The sequence below is a fragment of the Sorangium sp. So ce281 genome (genome assembly GCF_051527395.1).
Taxonomy (GTDB): Bacteria; Myxococcota_A; Polyangia; order Polyangiales; family Polyangiaceae; genus Sorangium; species Sorangium cellulosum_B.
Map to the genome: position 1 here is coordinate 8,876,853 of NZ_CP150322.1, position 14,197 is coordinate 8,891,049.

The 14,197-nt window shown below is 72.0% G+C and carries 14 protein-coding genes; 7 read left to right on the forward strand and 7 right to left on the reverse strand.

The window, feature by feature from the left end; translation table 11 throughout:
* Positions 1–235: 235 nt before the first annotated feature.
* Together WMF27_RS33720 and WMF27_RS33725 are read right to left on the reverse strand one after the other, a co-directional pair.
* Positions 236–649 (reverse strand): hypothetical protein, encoded by a 414-nt coding sequence (locus tag WMF27_RS33720; protein ID WP_437764761.1) that lies wholly within the window; start codon positions 647–649, stop codon positions 236–238.
* A 679-nt stretch (positions 650–1,328) separates the two neighbouring features.
* On the reverse strand, positions 1,329–2,714 hold the full coding sequence (locus tag WMF27_RS33725) for a TAXI family TRAP transporter solute-binding subunit (RefSeq protein ID WP_437764760.1): 1,386 nt from the start codon (positions 2,712–2,714) through the stop codon (positions 1,329–1,331).
* Positions 2,715–2,945: 231 nt separating this feature from the next.
* Here WMF27_RS33725 and WMF27_RS33730 point away from each other — a divergent pair, with 231 nt between their 5' ends.
* Positions 2,946–3,410, forward strand: a complete 465-nt coding sequence (locus WMF27_RS33730) for an AI-2E family transporter (RefSeq protein ID WP_437764759.1) — start codon at positions 2,946–2,948, stop codon at positions 3,408–3,410.
* A gap of 413 nt (positions 3,411–3,823) precedes the next feature.
* Here the strand turns inward: WMF27_RS33730 and WMF27_RS33735 are convergent, their stop codons facing one another.
* The 3 genes from WMF27_RS33735 to WMF27_RS33745 all read right to left on the reverse strand — a co-directional run bounded on the left by WMF27_RS33735 (position 3,824) and on the right by WMF27_RS33745 (position 7,737).
* Positions 3,824–4,822, reverse strand: a complete 999-nt coding sequence (locus tag WMF27_RS33735) for a transposase zinc-binding domain-containing protein (protein WP_437764758.1) — start codon at positions 4,820–4,822, stop codon at positions 3,824–3,826.
* 277 nt (positions 4,823–5,099) lie between these two features.
* Positions 5,100–6,836 (reverse strand): hypothetical protein, encoded by a 1,737-nt coding sequence (locus WMF27_RS33740; RefSeq protein ID WP_437764757.1) that lies wholly within the window; start codon positions 6,834–6,836, stop codon positions 5,100–5,102.
* A 202-nt stretch (positions 6,837–7,038) separates the two neighbouring features.
* Complete coding sequence (locus tag WMF27_RS33745; protein ID WP_437764756.1) at positions 7,039–7,737, reverse strand: penicillin-insensitive murein endopeptidase; 699 nt, start codon at positions 7,735–7,737, stop codon at positions 7,039–7,041.
* 321 nt (positions 7,738–8,058) lie between these two features.
* Here WMF27_RS33745 and WMF27_RS33750 point away from each other — a divergent pair, with 321 nt between their 5' ends.
* Entirely contained in the window at positions 8,059–8,916 is an 858-nt protein-coding gene (locus WMF27_RS33750; RefSeq protein ID WP_437764755.1) for a CvfB family protein, read from the forward strand.
* Between the two features lie 60 nt (positions 8,917–8,976).
* Here WMF27_RS33750 and WMF27_RS33755 read toward each other — a convergent pair whose 3' ends face one another.
* Both WMF27_RS33755 and WMF27_RS33760 read right to left on the reverse strand, forming a co-directional pair.
* The gene (locus WMF27_RS33755) at positions 8,977–9,444 is read right to left on the reverse strand and encodes a Dps family protein (protein ID WP_437764754.1); all 468 of its coding nucleotides are present in this window, start codon (positions 9,442–9,444) and stop codon (positions 8,977–8,979) included.
* A gap of 25 nt (positions 9,445–9,469) precedes the next feature.
* A complete protein-coding gene (locus tag WMF27_RS33760; protein ID WP_437764753.1) occupies positions 9,470–10,066 on the reverse strand; it encodes a YqgE/AlgH family protein in 597 nt (198 codons plus the stop codon).
* A 162-nt stretch (positions 10,067–10,228) separates the two neighbouring features.
* On the opposite strand from WMF27_RS33760, the gene WMF27_RS33765 reads away from it, so the two are divergent.
* From WMF27_RS33765 to WMF27_RS33785, 5 genes are all read left to right on the forward strand, one after another.
* Positions 10,229–10,639 carry a 6-pyruvoyl trahydropterin synthase family protein gene (locus WMF27_RS33765; RefSeq protein WP_012239418.1) on the forward strand — a complete coding sequence of 137 codons (411 nt, stop codon included), beginning with the start codon at positions 10,229–10,231 and terminating at the stop codon, positions 10,637–10,639.
* 55 nt (positions 10,640–10,694) lie between these two features.
* Entirely contained in the window at positions 10,695–12,191 is a 1,497-nt protein-coding gene (locus WMF27_RS33770) for a DEAD/DEAH box helicase (RefSeq protein ID WP_437764752.1), read from the forward strand.
* Positions 12,178–13,398 (forward strand): DUF790 family protein, encoded by a 1,221-nt coding sequence (locus WMF27_RS33775; RefSeq protein ID WP_437764751.1) that lies wholly within the window; start codon positions 12,178–12,180, stop codon positions 13,396–13,398. The genes WMF27_RS33770 and WMF27_RS33775 overlap by 14 nt, the downstream gene beginning before the upstream one ends.
* Positions 13,399–13,469: 71 nt before the next feature.
* A complete protein-coding gene (locus tag WMF27_RS33780; protein ID WP_437764750.1) occupies positions 13,470–13,727 on the forward strand; it encodes a hypothetical protein in 258 nt (85 codons plus the stop codon).
* Positions 13,711–14,136, forward strand: coding sequence for a PIN domain-containing protein (locus WMF27_RS33785; protein ID WP_437764749.1), 426 nt, complete (start codon positions 13,711–13,713; stop codon positions 14,134–14,136). The genes WMF27_RS33780 and WMF27_RS33785 overlap by 17 nt, the downstream gene beginning before the upstream one ends.
* The last annotated feature ends 61 nt before the right edge of the window (positions 14,137–14,197 follow it).

Consider the following 14,197-nt stretch of genomic DNA (forward strand, 5'->3'; position numbering starts at 1 on the left):
CGGCGGCTGCGAGCGAAACACGGGCCGCTCGTGCTCCGCGGGGAATTCAGCGGGACGAAAGCCGGCGGGACCTGGCGGCGCCATGGCGGAGAGGTACGGCGCGACCACGACCGCTGCTGCGGTGAGCGGCGGCTCTCAGCCCGGCAAGAGGCGGCTCTGGGATGTCTGATCCCATGATGCGCGACCAGGCACCGCCCAACACAGAATTGGACCTGACGGCGCTTCGCGCCGCAGGTCAATTCAACGTTGGGCTGGCAGAGTGCGGGCACGCAGGCACGGCGCCGTTCTGGACAGCGAGCAGCGCCTCGGCCATACCGCCGACGCAGAGGTCGATGGATCCGTGGTTGGTCCACGTCGAGCCGTACCCGACGACCTGAACTGCGCCCCTCCTGGAATCTCCAATCGACGCGGCCGCGGTGATCAGCTCCCCGCCGCCCGCGACGATCACTTCCCCCTGGCCGAAGGTGGGCTCCCAGGGGTCGCTCGCGCCGCCCACGAGGAGGGTGCTCGACCCCAGATCCCAAGGATCGCTCGGGTTTCCGGGCGACACATCCCCCGTGACGGTCACGCCTGCATGGGCTGCCCCTGCCACGCTCGGCGACGCGGCCGCGAGCAGGGCGGAGAGAGCGAATCGTACGTACTGGTCCATGGTTCGTACCCCTCCATAGAAGATCCGGTTGTCATGAGCGCGCACCGCAAGCGCGACGCCCCCGCAACGCGGGAACGACACGCGAACGCAGCCTCCCATGATGGCCTAAATACGAGACTCAACCAATGATCGCAACACCATGTATCGGGGGATCGCGGTTTATTTATTTATTCATCAATCGACCGAGGTCGACCTCGGTCGACCGCGACCGCGACCGCGACCCGGACAGGATGGTCCGCACCGCGGAGATCGGGCCGCGAGGCGCCCTCCGCTTCTATCGCCGCGGGCGCCGCGGATAGGGCTCCGCGCGATGCGCATGACGCAGCGCCCGTGAGGGCCCACCGACACCATGATCCTCCCTCAACCCAGGAGCGACACGCGAACGTGTTCTCCCATGGTGTTCTAAATATGGGAGCCGACCAACTATTGCAACACCATTTCTTAAGCGATCGCGATTTCTCACGCGACCGCGATCTCTGCCCGGCCAGAATGGGTTCGGGCGGCGGAGATCAGGCCGTGAGGCCCTCGCGGCTCCCGTCGCCGGCGCCGCAGATTGGGCTCCACACGACGCCGCATGGCCGCGCGCCGCCGCTGGCTGCCTCCCGGCGACCGGAGCCGGTCTCGCCGGGAAAGCGCGTCACGTGTCACGCGTCACGCGTCACGCGTCACGCGTCACGCGTCACGCGAGGGGCGGCGGCGGCGGCGGCGGCGGCGGCGGCGGCGGAGACGACGCCTGCTCGCCCTCGAGGCGCCGGCGCACGTACCCGAGGTGCAGGTACAGCTGATAGAGATCCCCCATCGCCCCGAGCGGGACCGACACGGTGGCGAGCCGCTCCTCCAGCCGCCGGAGCGTCGCGATCATCTCCGCGCGCCGCGCCGGGTCCGGCGGGCCGGCGAGCTCCCGCTGCGCGCGGCGCAAGATCTCGTAATGGCGATAGATCCGCGCGCGGATCCGCCAGTTGTACAGGGGCTGCGCGATCTTGAAGATGGAGAAGATCACCGTCGCCAGCGGCAGCAGCATGAGCTTCAGCCGGCTCACCATCGACGCAGGCCAGAACGGCAGGACGCGCCGCAGGAACGACGGCCCCTCCTCGAGATAGCGCCGCGCCTCGGGGTGGAGCTCTGCCTCCACGAAGCGCGCGGACGGGAACTCGCCGGGCGCGTCGAGGAGGTTGCCCGGCTCGTGCGCGGCGCGCGCCGCCTCGAGCAGGAGCGGGATCAGCGCGGGGTGGAGCGTCTCGTTCGCGACCAGCGCGGCCGGCGGGGCGAGCATCGGGCTCGGCGCGGGCGGGATGTTGCGCTCGAGGTCGAGCAGCCCCTCGCTGAGCACCAGGCTCGACAGGTAGGGGTAGCGGCGCGCGTAGCTCTGGTGCTGGCGCAGGCTCATGAGGTGCACGCCATCGGCGCGGATCAGCCGCTGCACCTCTGCGGAGCCGGGGCCGACGATGAAGAAGGCCGCGTCGATGCGGCCGGCCAGGAGCGCCTCGGCCGCCTGCGGGTCCGGCAGCCCCTCGAACGGCGCGCCGGCCGCGGACTGGCCCGCGGCGGTGACGCCGCTGTCCGCGAGCAGCCGCTCCGCGATCACGCGCGTGCCGCTGCCATCGGGGCCGATCGAGAGCCGCTTGCCCGCGAGCCCCGTGAGGCGGTCGAGGGGCCGGTCGCCGCGGTGGAAGATCCAGAGCGGCTCGCGGTAGACGCTGGCGAGGCTGCTCAGCCGATCGCGCGCCTCGGGCGGCATGGCGCCGCCCTGCACGAACGCGACCGAGACCCCGCTCGCCGGATCGAGCAGGAGCGCCACGTTCTCGGCCGAGCCCGCCGTCTCGCGGATCTCGAGCGCGACGCCGAACCCGGCCAGGTATGCGCGGTGCTGCTCGGCGAAGGCGTGGTAGCGGCCCGTGGGCTGGCCGGTGGCGATGGTCAACCGGCGGGGCGGCGGGGGCTCGACGAACAGCAGGTACGTCGCCACGAGGGCGACGAGGCCGAGGACCAGGAACGGGGTCCAGACGCGCAGGAGCTCCCCGCGGTAGCCCTCGACGACCCGGCGACGGAGGAGGAGCTTGATCATGAGCGGCTCGGCCGGAGCCCCCGCCCGGGCGCGGCCCCGCGCTCGCCTCGAGGCGGGGCTCGCCCACGCGAACGGGGGTGTCCGGGGGGCGCATGATGCCCCGGCAGGCGTCCCCCGGACAATACCGTCCGAAGCGGCTCCCGGGGAGCGCGGGCAGGCGGACGGGGGCGCCCTCGAGGCCCCGCGCGGCGCCAGGAACGGCGCTCGCAGGGGGCGTGGTGGCGAAGGAAGATGCGGAGCTCCCAGGTCGGCAGTGCGCCGTCGGCGCGCACCAGCGGGGTCGCGATCGCCGGCGGCGTGGTCGCCCTGTGCCTGGCCATCCACTACCTCTGGTCCGCGGTGCTGGCGCTGCTCATCGGCGGCGCCGTCTACTACCTGCTGGCGCCGCTCGTGTCGCTCCTCCAGCGCTGGCGCGTCCCGCGGATCGCGAGCACCCTCCTGCTCGCCGGCCTGCTCGGAGGGGGCGCGACGGCCGCCGCCTGGTACATCGCGCCGCGCGTGTACTCCGAGTTCACGTCGCTCGTCAGCGATCTGCCGGCCCGGCTGGCGCAGCTCGAGCGGTGGCTCGTGGAGCAGAGCGGGGCGCTCGGCGAGCGCTCCGACGAGCGCGTCCAGGCGGCGATCGACGCGATGCTGAGGCGCTCGGGGGACGTGGCGATGGGGCTCGTCCACGGGCTGTTCGGCGCCGGCGGATAGGAAACCATAGAGCTCTCGCCCGTGTCACGCCCCGCGGGAACGGCGCCGGGCGAGCCGTCTATCGCGCATCAAACACCCGCTCGCCCCGTCGCAGGGCCCGCGCGCCGTGCACTGGGTGCAGCTCTGGCTCGACGACCGCGACGTGCGTTCGCCATGACGGGCTCGGGCCGGGTGCCCACCTACGCCGCGTCGAACCCGAACGCCATCGGTTCCCACGTTGGAGCGCGCGCGGGTGCTGCCGTTCGGGGCTGCGAGGGCAAGTTCAGATGATCGAGGATGCGGCGCACCACCGCTGAGTCGGTGTTCGTGGAAAGCACGCGCATCCTCCGTTCACATCTCGGGCAGCGGAGCGCATCGAAGCCGAACGAACGCTTCATGAGCACGGCCCACTCGACGTAGCGCGACGTTGCGAACTACTCCCCTTCGAGCAGCCGCCCCCAGTGCAAGACCGAGATCAGGGTCGGCTCAACTCGCACCGTGGGCTCGGCATGCGCGAGCGACCTCGCTGAGAGCGCCGGCGGAGCGCACGGCGACGCGGGCGCGGGCGATGCGGGCGCGGGCGCGGCGGGCAGAAGCGCGTGCCCCGCGCACGGCTCAGACTTCGCGGCGCGGGCCGGAGGTCTGGGTGTCACGAGAGAGCGCCACGACGAGCGAGGCGCGAACACGCCATGGTATCTCACAAGCGGGATCTTCGGCGGAGGAATCAAAGCCGCGAGCCGGGCCATGAACTCCATTGGACTCATGACGCGGTGAGTGCGTCCCCGCCGAGGTGTCTTCAGCAAGTACGCTATACGCCCATCGGGCAGGAGCTCGATTCTATCGAGTGCGAAGGCCGGGCGGGAGCAGTACCGCACGAGCCTCTCGCGCGCGGATCGTCGACCGCCGTCATCCGCTGCGATGCGCACCGCGCAATGCACGTCGAACCCGTCGCACGCCGCGGAGAAGCGTCGCTCTCGGCGCTCGGCGAGGACGTCGGACCTTTTGGCCGCAAGCGCACGCAGCTCAAACGGAAGCGACATGACCCACTGCCTGACGGGCACGTTGGGCAAGATACGATCGACGAGCGTCGCCGCCTCATTGCACATCCGGCGCGAGGCGCAGCTGGGGCAGGGGCCGCGGAGCTTGCATGAGAAGGCGACGAGCACATCGTGACCGCAGCCATCGCAGTGACATCGGACGAAACCTCGCGCGAGATCGCCACAGGCGAGGTAGCCATCGAAGGCGGCGACAACGTACTTCGGGAGCGGGGCCGCGTACGTGCGCGCTGCGTGCGCAACGTAGGTCGCGAGGTGCTCCTGAACAAGGCCATGCAACACGGTCTGATGCGGTTCGCGAGGCGCGTAGGCGTGCGGCGCTGGCCGCGAGGTCCTTGGACGCGCCGACAGCGGCCGAGACTCCGCTTGGGTGAGCATCCCGGCGGCTGCGAGCGAAACACGGGCCGCCCGTGCTCCGCGGGGAATTCAGCGGGACGAAAGCCGGCGGGACCTGGCGGCGCCATGGCGGAGAGGTACGGCGCGACCACGACCGCTGCTGCGCACCGCGGGCGATGCGGCAGCGGAGGGCGCTCCGTTGGGCCACACCGGAGCCGCCCTCGGCGGCGAAACAGGCGGAAGCTATGAAAATCGCTACTGTTTCCGGCGACCGCTCGTCATCGACCGCCTTCTCTGGCGGGATTCCTGACACGCGGAGCTAGCCAAACGCCCCCGAGGCGGCCGCGGGGCGGAGGCCCTCGATCAGGGCCGCGCGATAGCGGTGTCGCGCCGCGGAGAGGCGCAGCGCCTCGCCCTCGTCCGCGAGCGACGCCGCGGCCATCGCGGCGTGACCCAGCCGCAGGAGCGTGTAGGCGAGGAGATACGCCGGCAGGCGCCGCCCGGGATCATCGCCGGAGCGGCGCCGATACCGCTCCAGGAAGGCGCGCCGGGCGCCTCGCGGCATCCGCCACTCGACGACGGCGCCGGCGAGATCCCAGGCGATGTCCGTGGGGCCAGGGAGGAAGTGATCGTCGCCGTGCCCGCAGGCGTCCACCTTGACCGGCTCGCCCGAGGAGGACCTGCGCCACTCGTGGGGATCCATCCTGCCATCGACGATCACCGGACGCGCGAGCTCCAGGTGGAGCTCCCCCGGGAGCTCCCTCCGCATCTCCAGCGAGAAATTGGTGCGTGCCATCGCAATGAGCTCGTCGGCCGCAGGGCTCGGCGCAGGGAAGGCCGAGGCGCGAAAGGCGCAGTAGTCGGCGAGGCGCTCGAGCTCCGCTGCGGACAGGTCATCGGCCTGGAGCGGGCGGCCAGGGAGCCATGGATACGAGCAGAATCCCTGGCCCTCGTCGCGCGGCTCTGGCCCAAAGCCGGCCCGGAAGACGCCTTGAGCCCGCTCCAGACACTCCGCCCCGTAGCGGCCCATCCCTTCGAACTTCAGAATCCGGCGTTCGTCGCGGGAAAGGTATTTGAGGCGCTCCATGGACGTCCAGGAGGGCGGCCAGCGCGATTCGTCCTCATAGCAGCGGCGGCGCCACGCCCCGGCGCCGATGGGCTCGCCCGCGTCGCCGGGGAGCTGGGCCCCGCCGTCAGCGCGCTCCGAGCGAAAGGACCGCCAGCGGCACGCGCCTTCCGGCGCGACGAGCGCGTCGGGATCGGGCGCGCGGGAGCCGAGGAAAACGAGGCTGGCGCGCGGGACGCCCGCGCGGACCAGGGCGTCTCCGGCGGCGAGGAACGAGGAGCCGCTGAGGCCCGGCCCCTCGTCGACGACCCAGAACCGCGCGCCCTCGGCGATGCCGTCCTCGACCCAGCGGATCTGCCCGGCGTCGAGCTCGACGCGGCGGTCGTAGGGGTGACCTGACGGGCGCACGGTGGTGCGCCCGGCCCGGATCCCCTGCTCGCGGAGCGCCGCGGCCGTCACCGCGCTCAGCGTCGTGCCGATGCTGCGGATACCGACGACCCGGACCGGCGCCGGCGGGGACGCGAGCCGCCCGGCCAGCCGGGCGAAATCGAGCGGATGAAGCGCGTAGAACGAGAACCCCTCGGGCGGCGACGTCGAGAGGATCGCCGGGACCTCGACGGCCGTGAGGGCCTCGGGCGTGGCCAGACGGCCGGCTGTCCGTGGCCAGACGTCTGGCTGTCCGTGGCCAGAGGTCTGGCCGTCCGCGATCGCGAGCGCGCCCGCGCCGTCACCGCTGATCAGCGCGGCGGCGAGATCGTCGGTGAGCTGCGCCAGCGCCGAGGCGCCCTCCGCGCCGGCGTCGGCGAGGAGGGACTCGAGCTCGCCAGCGCGGATCAAGGCGCTGAGCACGACGTCGCGAGGGCGCGCCGCGCCTCCGGGGCCGGTGATCGCCCGGAGGTCGCCCGCGAGCTCGTCGACGAGCCGCCGCCCCGGGACGTCGCGGCGGCCGCTGCGGAACACGTACATGCGGTATCCGGAGCTGTCGTCCATGGCGGGCTCCGCGCCTCACCGCTGCGCGACGCGCGACCCGCGCCGCTCGCGGGCCTTCCCAGCGGTAACGTCATGGAACCGGCTCGTCAAGCCACCGGCCTCGCGCGTGGGGGGGAGCGACGGGCCCGACTCGGCCGCGGCTGGGGGCGGGCGGAAAGAGCCGCGCGAGCGGCTCCGGCGCCATCGCCGTCGATAACCTCGCTCAGCGCGGGCCGCCGGCCGCGAACGCAAACTCGATGTGCACGTGCTCGTCGTGCCGCCACCACACCGGGCCGCGGGGGATCACCCTTGCGAGCGAGCCCAGCTTGCGGCCCGCGGGGCTCGCGAGCAGCAACGGCACGTACTCCGGCGCGAGGATGATCCGCTGGATCCGGAGCTTCCTGGCCCTGGCCTTCTCGTCCAGCGTCGACAGGAGGCGCGCGAGATCGTCGAAATCGATCGTCAGCTCGCCCCACCGGCCCTGCGCGTCGAGCTCGAGGCCATAACCGAGCTTGTTCCAGGGATAGGTCGACACCTCCGCGGGCCGCCCCGCGCCGTCGCGCAGCGGGACGAAGATATCGACGCTGAGCCCGTTCTGGTGCGTGCGGTGCGGCCAGAACGGGCCGCCACCGCGGTGGCCCGTCTCCCCGACGACGAAGCGCCGCCCTGGTTTGGCGGCCGCGCACGCGGCAAACGCCTCTTCCAGCGCGTCGCGAACCGCGCCGTGCACGTACTGGCGTCCGAGGCTGGCGCCCAGGTAAGAGTAGGTCACATAACCGGGCCCCGAGGGGCGGAGCGGGTGCCCGTGCAGCAGCCGGCCGCGCGCGGGACTGCCAGCGCTCTCGGACGGTGTCGCGCCGTCGAGCCAGACGCGGCCGTGCGCCACGACCAGGGGCGCGACGAGCAGGAGACCGGCGGCCATCGCGAGACGCTTCCACGCCCGACGAGACGCGCTCGTCGCTCGCGGAGCCACAGCGGGCGGCACGCCCCGAGGGACCTGGAGGAGCTTCACCCCGTTCGGCTTCCTGGAAGATCGATCACGTCGTTCGAGCGGGAAACGAACCATCAAGCGCGCCAAGAGGCGTTCCACCTCCTGGCGTTCCGGCGCCTCGGCAGCTCACCATTCGGCGTCTTTCAGGCAGTTTCAACTGATTTGTGGGATCGGGAGGTCATCGCGCCGAAAGAGGCGCGACCGACCGACCGCGCGCCCCCGCCCCTCTGCCCTGTGCAAGACTGCGCGCCGATGCCGTACGACCATCTCCTCGGGCGCGTGGTGACCCTGCCGGTGCGGCGGTTCGGCCCGCCGGGCGCCTTCCTTTCGGCCGATCCGGACGACCTTCGCCCGGACGCGCCGGTGCTCCTCTTGCCGCGCAGCGAGGTGCCCGAGGGCGCCAGGGAGGGCGACGCGCTCGAGGTCTTCGTGTACCTCGACTCGGAGGATCGCCCCATCGCCACCACGCGCCGGCCGAAGGTCACGCTGGGCGAGGTCGCCTTTCTGGCGGTCACCGACGTCGCGCCCTTCGGCGCCTTCGTCGACTGGGGCCTGCCCAAGGAGCTGCTCGTCCCCTGCGCGGAGCAGACCCGCGACCCGCTGGTCGGCCAGCGGCACCCCGTGGGGCTGCTCGTGGACAGGACCGGCCGCCTCGCGGGGACGATGCGCGTGAGCGAGATGCTGCGCGACCAGGGCGAGTTCGATCTCGACGAGTGGGTCGAGGGGGAGGCGTGGCGCAACGAGCCGGGGATCGGCCTCTTCGTCATCGTCGAGCGCAGGTTCGTCGGCCTGCTCCCCGCCGACGAGCCGCACGCGCTCTCCCGCGGCCAGGCGGCGCGGTTCCGCGTGGCGAGCGTGCTGCAAGACGGGAGGATCGAGCTCTCGCTCCGCGGTCACGCGCACGAGGAGGTCGAGAGCGACGCGCAGAAGATCCTCGCGCGGCTCTCGCGCCCGGGCGCGCCAAGGGTCGGGGATCGCTCGAGCCCGGAGGAGATCCGGGCGCTCTTCGGCCTGAGCAAGAAGGCGTTCAAGCGGGCCGTCGGCCGCCTGCTGAAGGAGCGCGCCGTGGCGATCGACGGCGAGGGGTTCCTCGTCAAGAGCGCGCGCTGAGCCGGGCGGAACGGGCGGAACGGGCGGAACGGGCGGAACGATACGCGGCGCCCCGCGGCGCTACTCGAGCAGGCTGCGCAGCATCCAGGCGGTCTTCTCGTGGACCTGCAGGCGCTGGGTGATCAGATCACAGGTGGGCTGATCGTTGGCGCTCTCGGCCACGGGGAAGAGCTCACGCGCCGTGCGCGCGACCGTCTCGTGGCCCTCGACGAGGCGCTTGATCATGTCCGTGGCCTTGGGGACACCGTCGTCCTCCTTGATGGTCGCGAGGGCGACGAACTGCTTGTAGGTCCCCGGCGCGGGGAGGCCGAGGGCCCGGATGCGCTCGGCGACCAGGTCCACGGCGAGCGCCAGCTCGTTGTACTGCTGTTCGAACATGAGGTGGAGCGTCTGGAACATGGGTCCCGTGACGTTCCAGTGGAAGTTGTGGGTCTTCAAGTAGAGAGTGTACGTGTCCGCGAGGACGCGTCCCAGCCCCGCGCCGATCAGCTCGCGGTTCTTGGCGTCGATTCCGATATTGATCTCCATAGGACTCCTCTCGTGTCGTGTGCTCTCAGGCTTCTCCGATGCTCCGCATCGACATCACATCGATCGGGCGCAGGCCGAGCAGCGCATAGGCCTGCTCCCAGCGCTCGGCCGCCTCCACGTCGAACAGGATCCGCTCGTCGAGGGACACGGGCAGCCACGCGCCGGCGGCGATCTCTCGCTCGAGCTGGCCGGGCCCCCAGCCGCTGTAGCCGAGAAGCACCGTCCTGCGCCGCGGGTCGGCGGCGGCCGTGCCGCGCACCGCGTCGGCCGCGAGCGTGTCGAACGCGCTCCGGGACGACGTGACCCGCACCCGGGAGCCCACCGGGATCACGCCCGTCTCCTCGGCCCCGAGCGCCGGATCGAGGCACAGGATCCACCCCGAGCTCGGCTGGACCGGCCCGCCGAGGTAAACCGGCGCCGGGTCCTTCAGGTCGTTGCCATAACCCGCGAACGACAGGAGCTCCCCCAGCGTCATCGGCGCTGGCCTGTTCACCACGAACCCCAGCGCCCCACCCTCGCTGTGCACCGCGAGGAGCACGACCGTCCGGTCGAAGTTCGGATCGCCGAGCGGCGGCGACGCGATGAGGAACCCTGGGGCCAGCACGCTCGCTTCGCTGTTCATCGGCGATCCTCCCTCGCAACGGTCAACCGGTCACTGCGTCCCGCACGAACCCGTCCGCCGCGGCGGGGGCCGGACGGGGAATCGCCCCCACCTTACTCCGGTGTGCCGTGACAGGCGATTGGGATCTCCCTCCAGCGCCGGCGCGGCGGGTATAGTGGAGCCATGTACACCGTCGGCGTCCGCGATCACATCATGGTGGCCCACAGCCTCAAGGGCGTGCAGTTCGGCCCTGCGCAGCGCCTGCACGGCGCGACGTACACGGTCAGCGTGGAGGTGGAGCGCGAGGAGCTCTCGCCCCTCGGCCAGGTGGTCGAGACGAGCGCGCTGCGGGATAGCCTGCGCGCCGTGCTCGCCGAGATCGACTACCGGAACCTCGACGAGCACCCCGCGTTCGAGGGCAAGCGCTCGACGCCGGAGCTCATCGCGCGCTACATCCACCGCGAGCTCGGCCGCAAGCTCCCGGTGAGCGCCGGCAGCGCCCTCACGATCACGCTGAACGAGTCCCCCCTCGTCTGGGTGCGCTACCGCGCGCCGCTCCGGGGCGCGTCGGTCATGCCGACCGAGCTGGCCTGATCGTCGGCCGTCTCCGCTTGGCACGCGGCCCTGCCCGCGGCAAAAGAGCGCGCCGATGACCGAGCCGGTCCGCACAGCGCCGATCGTCCTGGGCTTCCAGGGCGGCACCCTCCGCATCGAAGGCCTCGCCCCGCGCCCCGCGCTCGAGGCGGCGCCTGCGCTCGACAGCAGCGCGCTGCCATCGAACGCAGACGAGCGCGCGGGCGAGCCCGACGGCGGCGACACGGGCGATCCCGCCGAGGGCGCGCCGCTCGACCCCGCGTGCCTGCCCGCGTCCTGCCGCTGGGACGCGCGGGAGCGCGTCTACCGCGTGCCGGCGATCGACTACGCCGAGCTCGTCCTGAGGCTCCGCGCCCGCGGCGTCCCGTTCACCGACGCCGCCCGCAAGTACGAGGCGCTCCCGCTCGCGCCGCTCGCCAAGCACGACCCGTTCCCCTACCAGCGCGAGGCGCTCGACGCCTGGGCCGGGCGGCGCAGCCGGGGCGTTGTCGTGCTCCCGACGGGCGCGGGCAAGACGTTCGTCGCGACGCTCGCGATCGCCGCCCGGCAGCGCAGCACGCTCGTGGTCGTCCCTACCCTGGATCTCCTGAACCAGTGGTACGACGGGCTCTCCGCCGCGTTCGACGTCCCGATCGGCCTGCTCGGCGGCGGTTACCACGACGTCCTCGACCTGACGGTGACCACCTACGACTCCGCGCACGCCCACATGGACCGGCTCGGCGCCCGCTTCGGCCTCGTGATCTTCGACGAGTGCCACCACCTGCCGAGCCCGTCGTACGCGCTCGCCGCGAAGATGTGCCTCGCGCCCTTCCGCCTCGGCCTCACCGCCACGCCCGAGCGCGCGGACGGCCGGGGCTACGACGACCTCATCGGCCCGATCGTCTTCCGCCGGGAGATCACCGAGCTCTCCGGGCAGTACCTCGCGGCCTACGACGTCGTCCGGCTCGAGGTGCCGCTCTCGGACGACGAGCGCGCCGCGTACGAGGCGGCGCGCGCCGTGTACATCGGCTTTCTGCGCGCCAACGGCATCCGCATGCCCGAGGGGTGGGGCCAGTTCATCCTGCTGAGCTCGCAGTCCGACGCCGGCCGCCGCGCCTTCGAGGCGTACCGCCGCCAGCGCAGCCTCGCCCTGTGCGCGCCCGGCAAGATCGACGTCCTCGCGCGGCTGCTCCACGCCCACCGCGCCGATCGCACCCTGGTCTTCACCGAGGACAACGCCACGGTTTACCAGATCTCGCGGCAGTTCCTGCTGCCGGCCATCACCCACCAGACCAAGGTGAAGGAGCGCAGCGCCATCCTCGACGCCTTCAACCGCGGCGCGCTGTCCGCGGTGGTCACCTCGAAGGTGCTGAACGAGGGGGTCAACGTGCCCGAGGCCAACGTGGCGATCGTCCTGTCGGGCAGCGGCTCGGTGCGGGAGCACGTCCAGCGGCTCGGCCGCATCCTGCGCCGGAGCGAGAACAAGACGGCGATCCTCTACGAGCTCGTGGCCCTCGGCACGAGCGAGCAGCGGGTGAGCGACAAGCGCCGGGAGCACATTGCTTACCAGTGACCTCGTCCGCGTCCGCCGCCGGGGCGGGATGGTCGTGCCGCAGTACCTCCGCGGGGCGGCCGCCGAGCGCCTGCTGCCGGTCGCGCGGGCGTACCTCGACATCCTCTCGCAGCGCGTCGGCGAGCGCCGCGACGAGGTCGAGGCCGCGCTCGACGCCATCGAGGTGCCCGCGCGGGATCGCGTGGCCTCGCTCGGCCTGAGGAAGGTGCTCGAGGACGGCTGCGAGTACGAGGTGCAGGAGGGCGTCGATCCCGAGGCGCTCCGGCGCGAGCTGTTCCACGCGGCGGCGGCGGCGCACCGCGCCCTCGACGTCCGCGCCCGCTTCGACCGGGCCGCCGTGCTCGACGAGGTGGCCGCCCGGCTCGGCACGACGCCCGCCGCGCTCGAGGCGGGCCTCTACGCCGACCTGCGCGGCGCCGAGATCCTCCGGCGCGCGGCCGCGGACGCGCCCGAGATCGTGCTGGATCGGTACAACCTGGCGCTGGCGCAGTCGATCCTCCTCCGGGCGACGCAGGTGACGATCCGCGTCGAGGGGGAGAGCGCCCAGCGCTACCGGCGGATCTTCCGGGCGGCGCGCTTTCACGGGCTCATCCACGTGGTCCAGGGCGATCCGGTCTCCGGCTACACGATCGCGCTCGACGGCCCGTTCAGCCTGTTCGACGCGGTGCAGCGGTATGGCCTGCGGCTCGCGATGTTCCTGCCGTCGGTGCTCTCGTGCGCCTCGTTCCGGCTGCGCGCCGACCTGCGCTGGGGGCGCGACAAGGAGCCGCTCGCGGTCGAGATCGGCCCGGCGGACGGCCTCCTGTACCACGGGCGCGAGCTCGCGGAGACGACGCCCGAGCTGGACGCGTTCTGCGAGGGGTTCAGGAAGCTCGGGTCGCCCTGGACCGTGTCGCCGAACGAGCGGCTGTTCGCGCTGCCCGGAGAGGTGGTGTGCGTCCCTGATCTGGTGTTCCTGAACGCGGAGACCGGGGAGGAGGTGTACCTCGAGGCGTTCGGGTTCTGGAGCCGGGACGCGGTGTGGCGGCGCGTCGAGCTGATCCGGAAGGGGTTTCCGGCGAGGATCCTGCTCGCGGTCGGCAAGCAGCTCCGCGTGAGCGAGGAGGTGCTGGGCGACGACGAGGCCGGGGAGATCTATGTCTACCGGGCGACGATGTCGCCGCGGGCGGTGCTGGCGCGGCTGGGCGGGAAGCGCGGGGGGGCGTGAGCCGCCGCGGAGTTTCGCTGCCCGGCTCACCTCGGCCGGGTACACTGCCGTCCGATGCATGGAGGTCGCTGATGCGAACGGTGGACGAGCTCGTCGAAGAAGTCCGGAGCTTCCCTGTAGCGGATCGTTTGCGGCTCGTGGAGCGGATCGTCCATGAGATCGCGAACGCGTCGGCGGACCAGCGGGAGGCCTCGCTGCCCCGCCCGAAGGTCTCACCTCTCGGCTGGCTCGCCGACGATCCCGAGCTCGCCGACCAGCTGGAGAAGCTCACGGCGGATGCTCGCGCCCGGGGTCGGGCGAGGGGGCTCGACGATGAGAACCCTCGTTGACACGGACATCTGGTCCGAGATCTTCAAGGGGAAGAACGCGACGGTCCTCGCCAGGGCGGGCGACTATCTCTCGCAGCACGGGCGCTACACGTTGACGGCCGTGACGGTCTTCGAGGTCATCCAGGGCCTGCAGCACGTGCAGCGCGCGAGCCGGATCGACGCGTTCCGCGAGATGCTCGAGGACATCGAGGTGCTCGAGCTCGATCAGCGATCCGCCGACCTCGCGGGGGTCATCTACGGCGAGCTCCAACGGACCGGTCGCGGGATCGACGTTGGTGACGCCCAGAACGCCGCAATTGCCCTCTGCCACCGCGTTGGCGTCGCGACCGGAAACACGCGGCACTACGTCCGTGTCCAGGAGCTGGGCTACCCGCTCATCCTCCAGAACTGGCGAGAGCCGCCATCGTGAGCCACTCGCTGCAGGGGTGGGAACCGCGAGCCGCCAAACTCGACGTTCTTTGACGGAGCAG